At 38.5% G+C, this 15,626-nt stretch carries 18 protein-coding genes and 1 riboswitch; of the genes, 5 read left to right on the forward strand and 13 right to left on the reverse strand.

Going from position 1 to position 15,626, the window contains the following annotated elements; all coding sequences use genetic code 11:
• Position 1 precedes the first annotated feature (1 nt).
• Both PMAN_RS10850 and msrA read left to right on the forward strand, forming a co-directional pair.
• Positions 2-3,100 (forward strand): efflux RND transporter permease subunit, encoded by a 3,099-nt coding sequence (locus tag PMAN_RS10850; RefSeq protein ID WP_006791532.1) that lies wholly within the window; start codon positions 2-4, stop codon positions 3,098-3,100.
• Positions 3,101-3,182: 82 nt separating this feature from the next.
• Positions 3,183-3,719 (forward strand): peptide-methionine (S)-S-oxide reductase MsrA, encoded by a 537-nt coding sequence (msrA, locus tag PMAN_RS10855; RefSeq protein WP_010556971.1) that lies wholly within the window; start codon positions 3,183-3,185, stop codon positions 3,717-3,719.
• A gap of 45 nt (positions 3,720-3,764) precedes the next feature.
• On the opposite strand, the gene PMAN_RS10860 is transcribed toward msrA, so the two are convergent.
• Together PMAN_RS10860 and PMAN_RS10865 are read right to left on the reverse strand one after the other, a co-directional pair.
• The gene (locus PMAN_RS10860) at positions 3,765-5,591 is read right to left on the reverse strand and encodes a TonB-dependent receptor domain-containing protein (protein ID WP_010556970.1); all 1,827 of its coding nucleotides are present in this window, start codon (positions 5,589-5,591) and stop codon (positions 3,765-3,767) included.
• Positions 5,592-5,624: 33 nt separating this feature from the next.
• A riboswitch (cobalamin riboswitch) is annotated at positions 5,625-5,788 on the reverse strand.
• Positions 5,789-5,964: 176 nt separating this feature from the next.
• A complete protein-coding gene (locus PMAN_RS10865) occupies positions 5,965-6,447 on the reverse strand; it encodes a YajQ family cyclic di-GMP-binding protein (RefSeq protein WP_006791536.1) in 483 nt (160 codons plus the stop codon).
• Between the two features lie 152 nt (positions 6,448-6,599).
• Between PMAN_RS10865 and PMAN_RS10870 the strand changes: the two genes are divergently transcribed.
• Both PMAN_RS10870 and PMAN_RS10875 read left to right on the forward strand, forming a co-directional pair.
• Entirely contained in the window at positions 6,600-6,950 is a 351-nt protein-coding gene (locus tag PMAN_RS10870; protein ID WP_006791537.1) for a VanZ family protein, read from the forward strand.
• Positions 6,943-7,845: a ketopantoate reductase family protein gene (locus PMAN_RS10875; protein WP_010556968.1), complete on the forward strand. Its 903-nt coding sequence runs from the start codon at positions 6,943-6,945 to the stop codon at positions 7,843-7,845. The genes PMAN_RS10870 and PMAN_RS10875 overlap by 8 nt, the downstream gene beginning before the upstream one ends.
• Before the next feature lie 38 nt (positions 7,846-7,883).
• On the opposite strand, the gene thiI is transcribed toward PMAN_RS10875, so the two are convergent.
• Together thiI and PMAN_RS10885 are read right to left on the reverse strand one after the other, a co-directional pair.
• The gene (gene thiI, locus PMAN_RS10880; RefSeq protein WP_010556967.1) at positions 7,884-9,341 is read right to left on the reverse strand and encodes a tRNA uracil 4-sulfurtransferase ThiI; all 1,458 of its coding nucleotides are present in this window, start codon (positions 9,339-9,341) and stop codon (positions 7,884-7,886) included.
• 98 nt (positions 9,342-9,439) lie between these two features.
• Positions 9,440-10,093 carry a TetR/AcrR family transcriptional regulator gene (locus PMAN_RS10885; RefSeq protein ID WP_006791540.1) on the reverse strand — a complete coding sequence of 218 codons (654 nt, stop codon included), beginning with the start codon at positions 10,091-10,093 and terminating at the stop codon, positions 9,440-9,442.
• Positions 10,094-10,281: 188 nt separating this feature from the next.
• Here PMAN_RS10885 and coaD point away from each other — a divergent pair, with 188 nt between their 5' ends.
• Positions 10,282-10,773, forward strand: coding sequence for a pantetheine-phosphate adenylyltransferase (gene coaD, locus PMAN_RS10890; protein ID WP_010556966.1), 492 nt, complete (start codon positions 10,282-10,284; stop codon positions 10,771-10,773).
• Positions 10,774-10,832: 59 nt separating this feature from the next.
• On the opposite strand, the gene PMAN_RS10895 is transcribed toward coaD, so the two are convergent.
• The 9 genes from PMAN_RS10895 to PMAN_RS10935 form a co-directional block, all read right to left on the reverse strand.
• Complete coding sequence (locus PMAN_RS10895; RefSeq protein WP_010556965.1) at positions 10,833-11,348, reverse strand: hypothetical protein; 516 nt, start codon at positions 11,346-11,348, stop codon at positions 10,833-10,835.
• Entirely contained in the window at positions 11,348-11,878 is a 531-nt protein-coding gene (locus PMAN_RS10900) for a hypothetical protein (protein WP_010556964.1), read from the reverse strand. Before PMAN_RS10900 ends, PMAN_RS10895 begins: the two co-directional genes overlap by 1 nt.
• The gene (locus tag PMAN_RS10905; protein ID WP_010556963.1) at positions 11,878-12,408 is read right to left on the reverse strand and encodes a hypothetical protein; all 531 of its coding nucleotides are present in this window, start codon (positions 12,406-12,408) and stop codon (positions 11,878-11,880) included. Before PMAN_RS10905 ends, PMAN_RS10900 begins: the two co-directional genes overlap by 1 nt.
• Complete coding sequence (locus PMAN_RS10910) at positions 12,408-12,938, reverse strand: hypothetical protein (protein ID WP_006791546.1); 531 nt, start codon at positions 12,936-12,938, stop codon at positions 12,408-12,410. Before PMAN_RS10910 ends, PMAN_RS10905 begins: the two co-directional genes overlap by 1 nt.
• Positions 12,938-13,468, reverse strand: coding sequence for a hypothetical protein (locus PMAN_RS10915; RefSeq protein WP_010556962.1), 531 nt, complete (start codon positions 13,466-13,468; stop codon positions 12,938-12,940). The genes PMAN_RS10910 and PMAN_RS10915 overlap by 1 nt, the downstream gene beginning before the upstream one ends.
• On the reverse strand, positions 13,468-14,001 hold the full coding sequence (locus tag PMAN_RS10920) for a hypothetical protein (RefSeq protein WP_010556961.1): 534 nt from the start codon (positions 13,999-14,001) through the stop codon (positions 13,468-13,470). The genes PMAN_RS10915 and PMAN_RS10920 overlap by 1 nt, the downstream gene beginning before the upstream one ends.
• Positions 14,002-14,508 (reverse strand): hypothetical protein, encoded by a 507-nt coding sequence (locus PMAN_RS10925; protein ID WP_010556960.1) that lies wholly within the window; start codon positions 14,506-14,508, stop codon positions 14,002-14,004.
• A gap of 351 nt (positions 14,509-14,859) precedes the next feature.
• Positions 14,860-15,393, reverse strand: coding sequence for a hypothetical protein (locus tag PMAN_RS10930; protein WP_010556959.1), 534 nt, complete (start codon positions 15,391-15,393; stop codon positions 14,860-14,862).
• Between the two features lie 16 nt (positions 15,394-15,409).
• The gene (locus PMAN_RS10935) at positions 15,410-15,616 is read right to left on the reverse strand and encodes a hypothetical protein (protein WP_010556958.1); all 207 of its coding nucleotides are present in this window, start codon (positions 15,614-15,616) and stop codon (positions 15,410-15,412) included.
• Positions 15,617-15,626: the final 10 nt, after the last annotated feature.

The following is a 15,626-nucleotide window of genomic DNA, read 5'->3' on the forward strand; positions in this document are numbered from 1 at the left end:
CGTGAAAATTACCGACACTAGCGTTAAACGCCCCGTTTTTGCAATTGTAATTAACTTATTGCTACTCACCTTTGGTTTAGTCGCATTTAGTATGTTACCGCTACGCGAGTACCCCGATATAGAAACTCCGATTGTAAATATTAGTACCTCATATACCGGGGCATCAGCGGAGATAATCGAAACTAAAATAACCCAAGTTATCGAAAACCGAATATCCGGTATTGAAGGTATTAAAAGTATAAACTCATCAAGCCGTAATGGCCGCTCAAACATTACTATTGAGTTTAATATAAGTCGCGATATAGATGCGGCATCTAACGATGTACGTGAACGTGTTGCAAGAGCACTCGACAGTCTCCCAGAACAAGTACGTCCGCCTGAGGTATCTAAGTCAAACAGTGATGAAAGCCCTATTGCTTGGTTTGTACTAAATAGCGAAACCATGGACTCGTTGCAACTTTCTGATTATGCGCAGCGCTTTATAGTTGATCGCTTAGCAGTTGTAGATGGGGTATCTAATGTTCGAATTGGCGGAGAGCGCCAATACGCGATGAAAATTTGGCTCAACCGCCAAGCCATGGCTGCACGCGGAATTACCTCAAGCGATATAGAAAACACCCTGCGCACAGAAAATGTTGAGTTACCTGCTGGTGAAATTGAATCAATTGATCGCGACTTTACGGTACGTACGGCCCGAAGCTACAAAGATCAGCGCGACTTTAAAAATTTAGTTATTAAACGCGGTGAAGATGGCTATTTAGTTCGCCTTGGCGAAGTAGCCGATGTTCAACTAGAGGCCGCCGACGACGAAAGTTTGTTCCGTGGTAACGGCCGCAACATGATTGGCTTGGGTATTGTAAAACAAGCCAAGGCAAATACTTTAACCGTGGTAGATAACGCACGGAGTGAGCTTGAAAAAATCAAACGTAACCTACCTGAAGGCACAACAATTCAAGACAGTTACGACTCGTCTGTATTCATTAAAGAGTCGATTAGCGAAGTATACAGTACGCTTGCCATTTCTATGGGCTTAGTTGTTTTAGTTATATTTTTGTTTTTAGGCAATATCCGTGCAACGCTTATCCCTGCTGTTACCGTACCCGTAGCCTTGGTAGGCAGCTTTATGTTTTTGCTCGCTATGGGGTATTCAATCAACTTACTAACCCTACTTGCGTTAGTACTTGCCATTGGTTTGGTTGTTGATGACGCCATAGTAATGCTTGAAAACATTCACCGCCGTATAGAGCTTGGCGAGCCACCATTACTGGCAGCGTACAGAGGCGCACGAGAAGTAGGTTTTGCAATTGTAGCAACTACACTTGTGCTTATTTCGGTGTTTGTTCCTTTAGTATTTATGGATGGCCGGATAGGCGCGTTATTCACCGAATTTGCAATGGCTGTAAGCGCAGCTGTTTTTTTCTCAAGTGTAACCGCGCTTACGCTTGCACCAGCATTGTGTTCAAAAGTTCTAAAAAGTGCCGACAAACCTAATAAATTTAGCCAATGGATGGACCGCCAGTTTACTAAATTAGAGCGCAGTTACCGTAATTCACTTTCAACCAACATGACCAAAAAGTGGGGCTTGTTAGTTAGCTTAGTATTAGCGGGTTTTGTGAGTTATTCATTATTACTGCAAGTACCTTCAGAGCTAACACCTAAAGAAGACCGCGGCACCTTTTTTATTATGATGAGCGGGCCTGAAGGGGCTAGCTACGAAAACAATGCCGCCAATATGGCAAAAATTGAAGAACGCCTTATGCCTTACTCTGAGTCTGGCGAGCTAAGCCGTGTGCTTGTTCGTGTTCCTGGCTGGGGCGGTAGCGGCGGTGTTGCTATTGTTGGTATGGCTGATTGGGACAAACGCAAGCGCTCTACGTGGGAAGTAATGGATGAAATTAGTGGCAAAATGCGCGAAGTCACCGATGTACGTGCGTTTGCTATTATGCGCCGAGGTATTGGCGGTGGCGGTTCATCTCGCCCTATTGAATTTGTTCTACAAGGTAATGATTATGCTCAGCTTGCCGATTGGCGTGACCGCATTATTAAACGTGCAGAACAAAACCCAGGCCTTGTTAGAATCGATCACGATTACAAAGAAACATTCCCACAGTTTTTAGTAAGCATTGATAAAAATAAAGCGGCCGATCTAGGGGTGTCTGTGTCTGATGTTGGTCGTACACTCGAAACCATGCTGGGTCAGCGTCGTGTGACAACCTTTATAGATAGAGGTGAAGAATACGATGTCATTTTGAAAGGTACAAAAGAAGACTTTAATAACCCGACCGATATTTCAAATATATACCTTAAATCACGCAGTGGTGAGCTGGTTCCGCTAGACAGCCTAATAAGCTTAAAAGAAGAGGCTACAGCCTCACGCTTAAACCGTTACAACCGTATGCGCTCAATAACCTTAAGCGCAAACTTAGCCGATGGTTACACACTCGAACAAGCACTTAACTTTTTAAACAATGTTGCCGCAGAAGAAAACGACATTGACGGCGCAATAGACTACAAAGGTGAATCTCAGCTTTATTACGAAGGCGCATCAGCAATGACCTACGTATTTGTATTAGCGCTAACAGTTACCTTTTTGGTATTGGCAGCACAATTTGAAAGCTTTATGCACCCATTTGTAATTATGCTAACGGTCCCCCTTGGTTTAATGGGCGCGATGTTTGGTCTTTGGTCTACCGGACTTACGCTTAATATTTACAGCCAAATTGGTATTGTTATGCTCATAGGTTTAAGCGCTAAAAACGGGATACTCATTGTTGAATTTACCAACCAATTACGCGACAAAGGTGTAGAATTTAGCGAAGCAATATTACAAGCGGCTACACAACGTTTACGCCCAATAATAATGACATCGCTAACAACGGTTATGAGCTCAGTGCCATTGGTATTAGCATCAGGCCCTGGCGCTGAAAGCCGTATGGTAATTGGTGTTGTGGTATTTACCGGGGTTATTGTTTCAACGCTACTTACTTTATTTGTTGTGCCAGCAGCGTATTATGCGCTTGCTCGTAACACACAATCGCCTGAATATTTACAACAAAAACTTAATAAACAAGCAGCCGAAAAACCGCTTGAAGAGATCTAAGCAAGCTAACGCGTCGTAACCTTGTTGTTATGGCGCTAAGCTTTATGCTTTGCGTGACCTTTGTCAAATATTAGGAATAATTATGAGTTCAACAACGCAAGTAGCAACCTTTGGTGGTGGCTGTTTTTGGTGTATTGACGCAGCATTTAGGCGTGTAAATGGCGTGTCTGATGTAAGCTCGGGTTATACCGGTGGCAATACTGACAATCCAACATACAAATCAGTATGCAGTGGTACAACGGGCCATGCCGAAGTAGTAAAAGTTGAATTTGATAGCACCATTGTAAGCTTTGAAACATTGCTCGCTATGTTTTTTACTTTGCACGATGCTACGCAATTAAATCGCCAAGGTAACGATATTGGCACACAATACCGAAGTGTTGTTTATTACCATAATGACGAACAACTTGCGCTTACTAACACTATGATTGAACAGCTACAAACCCATGTTAGTGAGCCTATTGTTACCGAAGTCAGCCCGGTGACAACTTACTACCCTGCTGAGCACTATCATCAAGATTACTACAACGAAAACCCACAACAGGGTTATTGCAGTATGTTAATCGCACCAAAATTACATAAGTTTGAAACCGTATTTAAAGAGTTTTTAGCTGAGTAAAAACACAAAAAAGCCCGGTAAAACCGGGCTTTTTATTTAGATTATTTAAAACTGGTAATCTATGCCAGCAAAAAAGCGGCGCTCTGGCGTGTTGTAGTAATACACCTGCCCTGTTGTAAAATCAGCGTTAGAATCAACTGCGTTGTATTCCTTATCGAATACGTTTTCTATACGAAGCGACACCGTAATTTCATCATTTACTTGGTAATTGCCTGCTAAATTCCAAAGCGTATACGAACCCAATTGCGAAACCGCCCCTGCTCGCTCACCGCGATATTGCATTGCTATGCTTGTATCAAATGCACCAAACTGTTTTGCAAGCTCCCAATTAAAGGTTCGTTTGGCAACGTTTCTAAGCGCTTCGCCTGTTTCTTTATCTTCGGCACTTAGGTAAGCAAAATTCACATTACTATCAAAACCCAAAATTTGATTGGCTAAACTAAATTCAACACCTTCATATTGGGCCTCATTAATATTGGTGAGTGTAAAATTAGCGTCATAATCAATTTTATCCTCAATTTCATTTCTAAAAATAGCGACATCGACACGCACAGTATCAAAGTCGACGTTTAAGCCAAGCTCACGATTCACTGACGTTTCAGGTTGAAGATTGGCATTGCCGTAAAGAGGAAAGTACAAATCATTAAATGTTGGCGCTTTAAAGCCCGTGCTTTGGCTTATTCTGAAAGTTGCGTCTTCAGATAAGTGATAGCCAGCTGCCGCTGTGTACGTTGTTTCATTACCAAATTGCTCATCGTCATCTTGACGAACAGTTAAATTGGCAAGCAACTCATCCGCATCGTAATATGCGCCAACAAATACAGCTAATACATCGCGCTCTTGCACTTCAAACGTGGTTGAGCTTTGTGATACGTCATCATTGTACCAATTAATACCACCACTAATGTTTAACGTGTCGTTTAAGCGGTATTGGCCGTTGTAGTCAATTTGTGAGCGCTTAGTAACAAACGTACTTGTTGTTGGCCCTTGAGAAAAATCAACATAACGGTTGTCTGAGTCATCCGTTGCAAATGCTATATCAAGGCTGTGTGTTTGATTGTTATAGTCTTTATTCCAACCAGCCGAAAGCTGGTAATTTTTAAAATCACCTCGCTCAATCGTACTATCGGCAGGACTAAAACGGCTGTCGTAATCAGCAAAGCCTTCACTGTATTGCCCTAGTAACTTAAAGTCGCCGTAGTGCGCATCGGTATAGTTTACTTTAAAGCCAAGGTTTTTGTTTTCAAAACCGTCTTCATCGGGTGCTGCCCCTTGAAGTACATCAAAGTTGTCCGTCTTTTCAAATCCTGCATTAAAGGCCGTTGTTACATCGCCTGCTTTTACAGAACCAGCAATCTGGTAGTCTTGGTACGCGTCAGATCCAAACGTAGCACTGACCGAAAGGTTATCTGACTCGCGCGTTATAATATTAATAACACCCGCTAGCGCATCAGAGCCATACACTGCAGCACGTGAACCTTTTATTATTTCAATGCGCTCAATACTATTTAATGGCACATTGCTTAATGCTTTTTGACCAAGCGTTGCCGAACCGGTGCGCACACCGTCTATTAAAATTAGCGTATCACCCGATCCCGTACCGCGCAGTGAAACACCGGCATTTTGACCAAAGCCGCCATTAGGGTTTACCTGAAAGCCAACTTGAGACGTTAATAGCGTTGGTAAGTCGCGAACATTACTGGTTTCAATGTCATTACGAGTTATAACATTTACACTCGCTAATACATTAGTAATTGATTGTTCAAACTTATTAGCGGTTACCGTAATGGTTTCGATTGATTGCTCTGCAGCAGATACAGATAGTGACAGCGCAGCAGTAATTGCAACGCCAAGAGTTGTTTTTTTTAACATGAAGTTCCCCTTCTTTGCCCACCGCAAAGAACTAAGTAAGATTACATCAAGGCCGGTCTCCGGACTCAGTAAATACATAGCTTTATGTACTACTTTACCGTTGCGGGGGCAGTGTTGGGATTGTAGTCATCATGAAAACGCACCAACTTCCCGATTATCTTATTAAAAAAATCAAACCATTGAAAAGATTAATAAGCACCTTGAAAATAGGCCGCTATTGTGAGGAGTTTAATAAAAAATGTCAACGGACGTCTATACAGCTAAAAAGAAAATCAATTAAAAACAAAAACTATGCCGCGTTCATAAAAAAAGCCAAATAACCTGCGCGGCTATTTGGCTTTTTATTTATAAAGCGCCCAAAAGGCTTTTATAATTAATCGCGGAAGTTTTTAAACTGAAAAGGCTGACCTAAATCGGCAGTACGCACCACTTGCATAGCAGCTTGTAAGTCATCACGCTTTTTACCCGTTACGCGTACTTCCTCGCCTTGAATAGCCGCTTGCACTTTTACTTTAGAATCTTTAATGGCTTTTACTACTTTTTTAGCCACATCTTTTTCAATACCTTGCTTTAGCGCAACATTACGAAAAACATTTTTACCTGCACGGCTAATATCTTGTAACTCTAAGCTCGCTACATCCATACCACGCTTAGAAACTTTACCCGCTAAAATATCAAACAATTGCATAACCTGTGAATCAGCTTCAGCTTTTAGCTTAATTGTTTTGTCGTTTAGCTCAATAGATGCATCAACACCTCTAAAGTCAAAGCGAGTCTCAAGTTCACGGTTTGCATTATCTACCGCATTTTGTGCTTCGTTCATTTCTACTTCAGATACAATATCAAATGAAGGCATTGGTTTTCTCCTAACTATTCAATCTTAATTTTATGGCGCAATTATAACGCTAAAATTATAAATCTTTACATTTTTCTGCATCTTGTTCAGGTGCGATACTAATTTAGTTTGATATACTTAAGCTTCTTTTTTAAGCGACTCTAGGATTTTACGTGACAAGGCGTGTTTACCAAGCTGTTTTTTTGCTCAGCATCGTAGCGTTTACTTTTTTATTTGCCAAAGAAATAAAAGGCGCAGCTAACCTATTTCCACACATTGATAAAGTAGCTCATTTTGGGATTTTTTTTGTGCTTGCTATTATTATGGATAAAGCGTTTAAGCTTCCTTTGTACGCACAAATTTTGTTATTGGCCGGTTACGGCGCATCAATTGAAATAATGCAAGACGCACTCCCCTACAGGCAGGCCTCTATTGGCGATTTTATAGCTGATTTTGCTGGTGCTGCTAGTTACTTTTTACTAAGAGTTATTTTTACACCTCGAAAAAAGAATCCCTATGACTAATATTTTAATTGTAGGCGATGGCGCTATTGGCTTGTTACTAAGCCACTTTTTAAGTCACAAAAATAATGTTCATGTTTTAACACGCAAACCAACCTGCAATACGCGTTTTTATAGCCGTAAAAACGCTCCGTCACATAACATTAATGCACGCTTTATTAATTTAAGCGATCTGGCGCAACAACCTAGTTATGATGTTGTTATTTTTACAGTTAAAGCTTTTCAGGTCCAAGATGCGTTTTCACAAGTAAAACCTTATCTTGCTGCAAATTCAATATTAGTCGTTTCTCATAATGGAATGGGAAATATTGAAGAGCTTATTCCTCAGCTAAACACTCAGCAAGCACTATACTTTTTAACCACCAGCATGGCCGGATTTAAGTCTACCCAGTACATTGTGCAACATACCGGTGAAGGGCAAAGCGTGATTGGTGGCTGTAATAAACTTGCAGCTAAAAACTCACAATTTATATCACCACTACTTCAAGCAGTTCCCAATTTAAAAGTGGTCAATAACATTGAGCAACTTCGCTTTGAAAAGCTGTTGGTTAATGTGGCTATTAACCCGCTAACTGCACTTCACAATATAAAAAACGGCCAATTGCGTGCCCCTGTATTTAGCGCAACGATAATGAGTTTACTCTATGAGGGCTGCAGGGTTGCTAACGCAAAAGGGTTGAATATTGCTTTAGCTGATGCGTTAGATAACGCTTACACAGTAATGGCGCTTACCGCTGAAAATTATTCTTCAATGCAGCAAGATATTGCTAATAACAGGCCAACAGAAATAATGGCTATTTGTGGGTATATTAGCGATCAAGGCAAACGTTACAACATCAAAACCCCAATTAATAATGAGTTACTTGCTAAAATTCAGGCAAAAAAAAGCGTGGTTTAAACCACGCTTTATAAACTATTAACGTATTTACTTACCCTTTAAGGACGATACACTTTTACAGTTGTAAAGCCTTGCTCGTGTAAAATAAGCGCTTGCAACTGGCTCATTACACCTCTATCACAATATAGGTAGTAGTCTTTATCTTTTGGTAGGTCGCCAAACTTTGTAGCTAAGCGGAAAAACGGTAGGTGGATTACTTCAATACCTTCAATCTCAAGCGGCGCCGCGTCTTCTTCTTCTGGAGAGCGAATATCAACAACAACTGAACCTGGCGGTAAATCGGCAACCGATTCTGCCTCTTTAAGCTCTTGCTTAGCTTCTACGTCGATATCACGAACATCCATAACGCGCGCGTTATCAATAACGGTATCAAGTACATCAAAGTCGAACTTTTCTTCTTCGCCTTTAATCACGTCTATTTTTGCTTTTACCGTTGGCTTTTTAGATATAACACCACAGTATTCTGGCATAGTTTCGGCCATTTCAGCGGTACCGATTTGGCGCGCAATGTTTATAATCTCTTGCTTATCATGCTGAATTAGCGGGCGTAAAATAAGGGTTTCGGTTACGCGGTCAATTACACTTAAATTAGCCAACGTTTGGCTGGACACCTGCCCAATACTTTCACCCGTTACAAGCGCTTGAATATTTAGCTTTTCGGCCACTGCGCTACCGGCACGCATCATCATACGCTTGAGTACAACGCCCATTTGGCTGTTCTCAACGTTTTCTAAAATTTCGGCAACAACAGGTTCAAAGTCGACCGTAATAAATTTTACTTTATGAGTAGAGCTGTATTTTTTCCATAAAAAGTAACTCGCTTGTTTAACGCCAATTTCGTGGGCAGCGCCACCTAAATTAAAGAACAAAAAGTGCGTACGCGCGCCTTTTCGTATCATTTGGTAGCTAGCTACGCCTGAGTCAAACCCACCCGACATTAACGACAGCACATCTTCTTGAGTTGGCAAAGGGAAGCCCGCCATACCCAAATGTGTTTGCGTTACAATGTAGGCTTTGTCATCTTTTACTTCTAGACGAATAGTCACCTCTGGGCGGCTAAGTTTTACGCGGGCACCTTCAACGTGTTGGTTTAAACCACCACCAACGTAACGCTCTAAATCAGTTGAAGTAAAGTCGTGTTGGCCTATACGTTTTGCACGTACACAAAATGTTTTACCCGCAATTGTGTGGCCAATTAACTCAAAGGTTTTTTGATAAATTTCGTCCAACGTACTAAATTCGACTTCAGTCACTTCAATAAATTGCACTATACCTGGAATGCGTTGCAAACTATCAATAAAGTCTAACCGAGTTTGCGCGTCAGTTAATTTGGTGACAACTGAAATGTTATCCCAGTTGTTTCTTACTTGTACTTTTTCGTCAATACGACGCAATACAATTTTAATGTTATTTTCTAACACTTTAGTAAAGCGTTTACGAACCGAGCGGCTTTTGATAGCTATTTCGGGGTGTAGTTTGACGATAAATTTAAGCATAGTTCACTCTTAGACTGCGGGAATTCGCGCTCCCAGGCATTTGGCGCGCGATTATAGCAAAAATTTTAACGTCTAGGAAACAGCCAATAAATGAAGCGTTATGCTACTGCCGGTGCTTGCTGTGCAAGTGCCGTGTACTTTTCGCGAAGTTGGTTCATCTGTACGCTGCTTTTTTCTGTGCTGTAGGCCCTAAATAAAGCCAATACTTTTAAAATACCATAATAAATATCTTGCTCAGCAAGCGAACCACTAGGTCTTCGTGCTTTTATGTAAGGTGTCCAAAAGCTAACAGTGAGTTTAAGCGTGTGGGCTAATTCGGTCACGTCTTGTTCGTCAATGGCGATCATGCCTTTGTCACGCAATCCCAAAATAACGTTACGAACTTGCTCTAATAACTCAAGCTGAAAATCAATATACGCTTGTTTTAAGTCGGTATCTCTAGAGAGGATATCGCCAAGGTTGTCGTAAAAAAAGTGAAAACGCCACATAAGTTCAAATAGCGAGTCGAGATAAGCAGTTAAATGACTAAATGCATCGTCGTCTTTATCAATAGGCTTAAAATGTGTACTTAAGTGATCACGGTAAAGCGCAAAAATATGGCGAATAATATCTTCTTTATTTTTAAAGTGATAATAAAGATTACCCGGACTCATCCCTAAGCTCGATGCAATATGGTTCGTTGTGATTGCACGCTCACCATTTTCATTAAACAACGAAATACTGGTGTGTATTATTTTTTCCTTGGTATTCATATGCTAATACTCAAATAGTCTATTGGCTACATTACACTCAAATTTGGATAGGCAGTATAAACAAAATTAACAATTAAAACACGCCCTAAACAAGGCTTAAAATTACCGCTAATGGCTGCACTAGCAACTGGGCTGATTTGTTCTGTAAACACTGTTAAACTGCTACAAAATTATAATTTGTGAACCTTATGAACGTTACTGCAATTTACCCCGGCACTTTTGATCCACTTACTAATGGGCATACAGACCTAATACAGCGTGCTGCCAAAATGTTTGACACTGTTTTGGTTGCTGTTGCTAATAACCCAAGTAAGCAGCCATGTTTTAACCTTGAAGAACGTGTGGCGCTAGCAAACACAATATTAAGCCACTTAGATAACGTAAAAGTCATTGGTTTTTCTGGATTACTGGCCGATTTAGCACGCGATCACAATGCACACGTACTTATTCGCGGTATAAGAGCGGTGTCTGACTTTGATTATGAATTTCAATTAGCAAACATGAATCGCCGCCTAAACCCCGATATTGAAAGTGTATTTTTAACACCTGCTGAAAAAAATTCTTTCATTTCATCTACTTTAGTTAAAGAAGTGGCTCGTCATCATGGCGATGTAAGCGAATTTGTAGACCCTATTATTGTAAAAGCACTCAAAGAAAAAGTAGGCTGCAATACTAATTAAACCTAGTGAGTGCTTTACCAAAGCAAAAAATATAGAGGTATTAAGCCTCTAATAATACATTAAGCACGTGTGGTTAGTTTTTTAGTTAACCACACCAGTTTTAACAAATCTTTATTAGTAACAAGTACGACAGCCATTGTTATATCAACAAGCGGCATCACTAACCCGTAAACTCCCCATAACCACCAATAACCGCAATATGGGTTTACTATAAAATCAACATGCATTGCCAGAAAAAGCGTGGCGTTAATAGACAACCCCCCTACCAAGTAGTAAAAGCTGACAGGGATCACTTTTCCTAGGCTGTAACGCCAAATAATAATAGTCGCAATCGTAACCGCATCAAAAATAAATAACTGTAAATGCCTAAGTGGTGTATACATATCTATGTATAAACACAAAGTATACGAAACCATCATAATGAATGAGAGTTGAGTTCGGCTATTATCGGTTTTATTAATAGTCGCAGACAAGTTATATAAAAAGGAGAAAACAAATAGCCACGTTATAAAAATACCAAAAGGTTCAGCTATTGAAACCATCATCCAAAAGTAATCTTCCAAAAAACTACCCATTACCTAGCCACCAGTGGTTTACGATTCAGCACACTGTTTTTTAATTTAACCAAACCTAAAATATCTTTATTTGTAATAAGTACTACAGCCATCGTTAAATCAACAAGCGGCATCACTAACCCGTAAACTCCCCATAACCACCAATATCCATCATATAGCCTTACAATTGATTCAATATATACCGCCATAAAAAGTGTCGCATTTATAGTGAGCCCTACTATTAAGTAATAAAAACTAATTGGTATGATTTTACCAAAGCACAGTCGCCAAATAAAAATGACGATAATGGTGACGACATCAAAGACAAATAACTGTAAATGAACTGATGGCGTATATACATCTATGTACAAACTCAACGAATAAGAAATCATCATAATGAATGACAGTTGAGTGCGGCTATTATCAGGTTTATTAATGGCCGCAGACAAATTATATAAAAATGTGAAAACAAATAGCCATGTAATGAGTATGCCAAAGGGCTCAGCAATTTCAGCGAGGCTAAAAAAGTTGTTTTCCAAAAAACTCCCCATTACCTAGCCACCGGTGCTTTTCGATTCAACACAACATTTTTCAATTTAACCAAGCCTAAAATATCTTTATTGATAATGAGTACTAAAGCCATGATTAATTCGTCCAAAGGCATCAATAAACAGTATACCCCCCATAACCACCAAAATTTGTAATTCTGATTGATTCCATTATCGATATGCATGGCCAAAAAAAGCGATGCGTTAATGCATAGCCCTGCAATTAAATAGTAAAAAGCAATGGGAGGTACTTTGACAAAACAAAACCGCCAAATAAAAATAACGGCAATGGTAACTACATCAAAAGCTAACACCTGAAGGTGAGCAGAGTATTGGCTTATATCTATATATAAACTCAACGTATAAGAAACCATCATAATTAATGACAGTTGAGTGCGGCTATTATCAGGTTTATTAATAGCCGCAGACAAATTATATAAAAAAGTAAAAACAAATAGCCAAGCTATAAAAATACCATAAAGTTCACCGATAGAGACCATAAACCAGAAAAAGTCTTCCAATTTATTCCCCATTACATAACTGCCTGTGTTTTACGATTCAACATAACATTTTTTAATTTAACCAACCCTAAAATATCTTTATTGACAATAAGTACTAAAGCCATCGTTAAATCAACAAGTGGTACCACTAATCCGTATACCCCCCATAACCACCAATATCCATCATAAGGCTGTATTATTGTATCAATATGCATAGCCATAAAAAATATTGCATTAGTAGTGAGCCCTACGATTAAATAATAAAAGCCAATTGAAATTATTTTACCAAAGCACTTCCGCCAAATAAAAATAACGATAATGGTAGCGACATCAAAGGCAAATAGTTGCAAGTAAACTGATGGCGTATATGCATATATGTACAGTGTCAACGTATAGGAAATCATCATAATGAATGACAATTGAGTTCGGCTATTATCAGGTTTATTAATAGCCGCAGATAAATTATATAGAAAAGTAAAAACAAATAGCCACGTAATAAAAATACCGAGTAGATCACCAATTTCAGCTAGGCTTAAAAAAATACTTTCCAAATTACTATCCATTACCTAGCCATCGGTGTTTTACGATTCAAGACAACACTTTTCAATTTAACCAACCCTAAAATATCTTTATTGGCAATAAGTACTAAAGCCATTATGAAATCAACAATAGGTGCTGAAAAGCTATAAAGCATCCATAACCACCAAAATTCATGTGTTGGATTTACTATAGTATCGATATGCATGGCCATAAAAAGCGATGCGTTAATACAGAGCCCTACTATTAAATAATAAAAACCAATAGGGATCACTTTACCTAAGCACAGCCGCCAAATAAAAATAACGGCAATAGTGACCACATCAAAGGCAAATAATTTTAGGAACAGTAATAGAGTAGACATGTCAATGAACAAACTCAACTTATAAGAAACCATCATAATTAATGACAGTTGAGTACGGCTATTGTCTGATTTATTAATGGCCGTAGACAGATTATATAAAAATGCAAAAACAAATAAACATGTGATAGGTATACCTAAGAGATTGCTAATTGCAGCGAGACTCCAAAAGAAGTCCTCCAAAAAACTACCCATTACCTAGCCACCGGTGTTTTACGATTCAACACAGCATTTTTCAATTTAACCAAACCTAAAATATCTTTGTTAATAATGAGTACTAAAGCCATTATTATATCACTAGAAACCTGTCCAATAGCATACAATCCCCAACCCCACCAATAATCATAATTAGCCGAAACAGCATAATCGTAATGCATAACCAAAAACAGCATAGCGTTAAGACTCAAACCAAGAATAAGATAATAATATGCAATTGAGTAAGGCGCTTTGTAAAAGTGTGAAAAGGTCACGATTGCAAAAATAGCAACCACGTCAGATAGAGCAAAATCTAAATAAAACGAAGTCGTAATAATTAACTGCGCTTTTCCCATTATTAAGGTCAGCGTATACGACAACATCATTATTAAAGACAGAAACATAACGCTTCTGTTTTTAACATTTATGCTTATTGTTAAATTATAAAGAAATGCAACAGCAAAAAACCATGTGATAAAAATACTCAAATGGGCATTGATTGAACCAAGCATTAATGTGGCATGTTCAAGCATTTATAAACTTCGACTCAATTGTTTGTATATGTATGATTTTGCTTTAACCAAACCCAAGAAGTCTTTTTTAATGAAGAAAACAGCAACCATGGCAAAGTCGTTAAAGTTAACTAGCCAAGAGTAAAGTACTGTAAAAAGCCACGGTTCGTAGTTTTTATAAACCACGGTATCTAAATGCATTCCTAAAAATAGGATGGCATTCACTGAGAGCCCCGTTAATAAATAGGCGGATATAAGCCTCTCTTTAATAAATAAATTAAGCACCACTAGGGCAAAAATAGTGGCTATATCAAAATAAAAAAAATCGAGGTACCGTATTGTTTGAATATCTATAAAAAGGCTTGATAGATATGAAACAGTCATCACTAAAGATAACCAAACACGCTTTTTGTCAGCCTTATTAATGCTAGAAACGAATGAATACAAAAAGGCCATTAAAAAACCCCACTGTACCAATGCTCCAATATAAAAACTTACATCAGGACTTAACATCAGATCATCTAACATAATAATCGCTAATGTAATAAGAGCAGGTCATTCTGGTCGGTAAGTGCACGTTTAATTTGATAGGTTTGCATATGTTTGAAACCAATCTGAATAAAAAAGTCATTAAAAATACCCATTATAAAAATGCACTAATGTACATAGATAATTGGGGCTAGTTTTAAAGCGTTTCATGATTTAGTTGTTTACCACGTTTTAGGAGTATGCTTCTATTTTTCAGTCTAAAACTGAGTGACATGTGGCTTATACTTTATAAAGTATAGTTGTCAAAATACAGTTATTAGAAATAAAGTAACCGCCCTTAAATTTATGCTTTGACGTTTTTTCATCGTAAAAATAAAAATGAATTTTAAGCTAGGGCATTTTTGAATTAGCGCTTGGATTTAGTAAAGTGCGGATTGCATTTTTAAGTTTATGAAGCCCTAAAATATCTCTATCAACTATCAAAGCTACAATCATTGTAATATCAACTAGGTTTACAGTGTATAAGAATACCTCCCACAACCACCAATGTTGTTTGTTTTCATAAATGTATATATCGATATGCATTAACGCAAAGAAGACGGTATTGATACTGAGACCTATTATTAAATATAAAAATGATTGGGTAGTTTTTTTTACTATTTTATATAAGCACAGAAGAGCGGTAATTGTAGCTATATCATATAAGGCGAAATTTAAGTAGAGTGAGTTTTTTAGGGAAAGCCAAGTAAAAAAGTAATCTGATAAGGTGTATGAACACATCATAACAAAAGAACTTAGTAAGAGGGTTGTGCCTCTTTTCACACCCAGTGAATAAACAAATGCATTAAAAAAAAAAGCCATTAAAAATCCCCACATAAAAAAAGCAGAGAGTGAAAACAGCCCAAACAAATCTTGTAATAACATCTAACGCCTTAAATTATCACTTTGGTTTTTTAGGAACTAATTCTGGTAACAAAATGGCAGAACGGCTTAAATCAGCACTCGCTGCACTCAAACCTTCTTGCGAGAAACTCACTGTATCAGATTGTAGGGTTTTAGTGCTAGTAGTTTGTTGAGCCAAAGGCTGTAATTGTTGTGTTTTGTTGTATGCTTGCATTTGCACTTGGCTATTAGCTGAAATTTGCATGTAATTGATC

This window comes from Pseudoalteromonas marina, from assembly GCF_000238335.3.
Lineage (GTDB): Bacteria > Pseudomonadota > Gammaproteobacteria > Enterobacterales > Alteromonadaceae > Pseudoalteromonas > Pseudoalteromonas marina.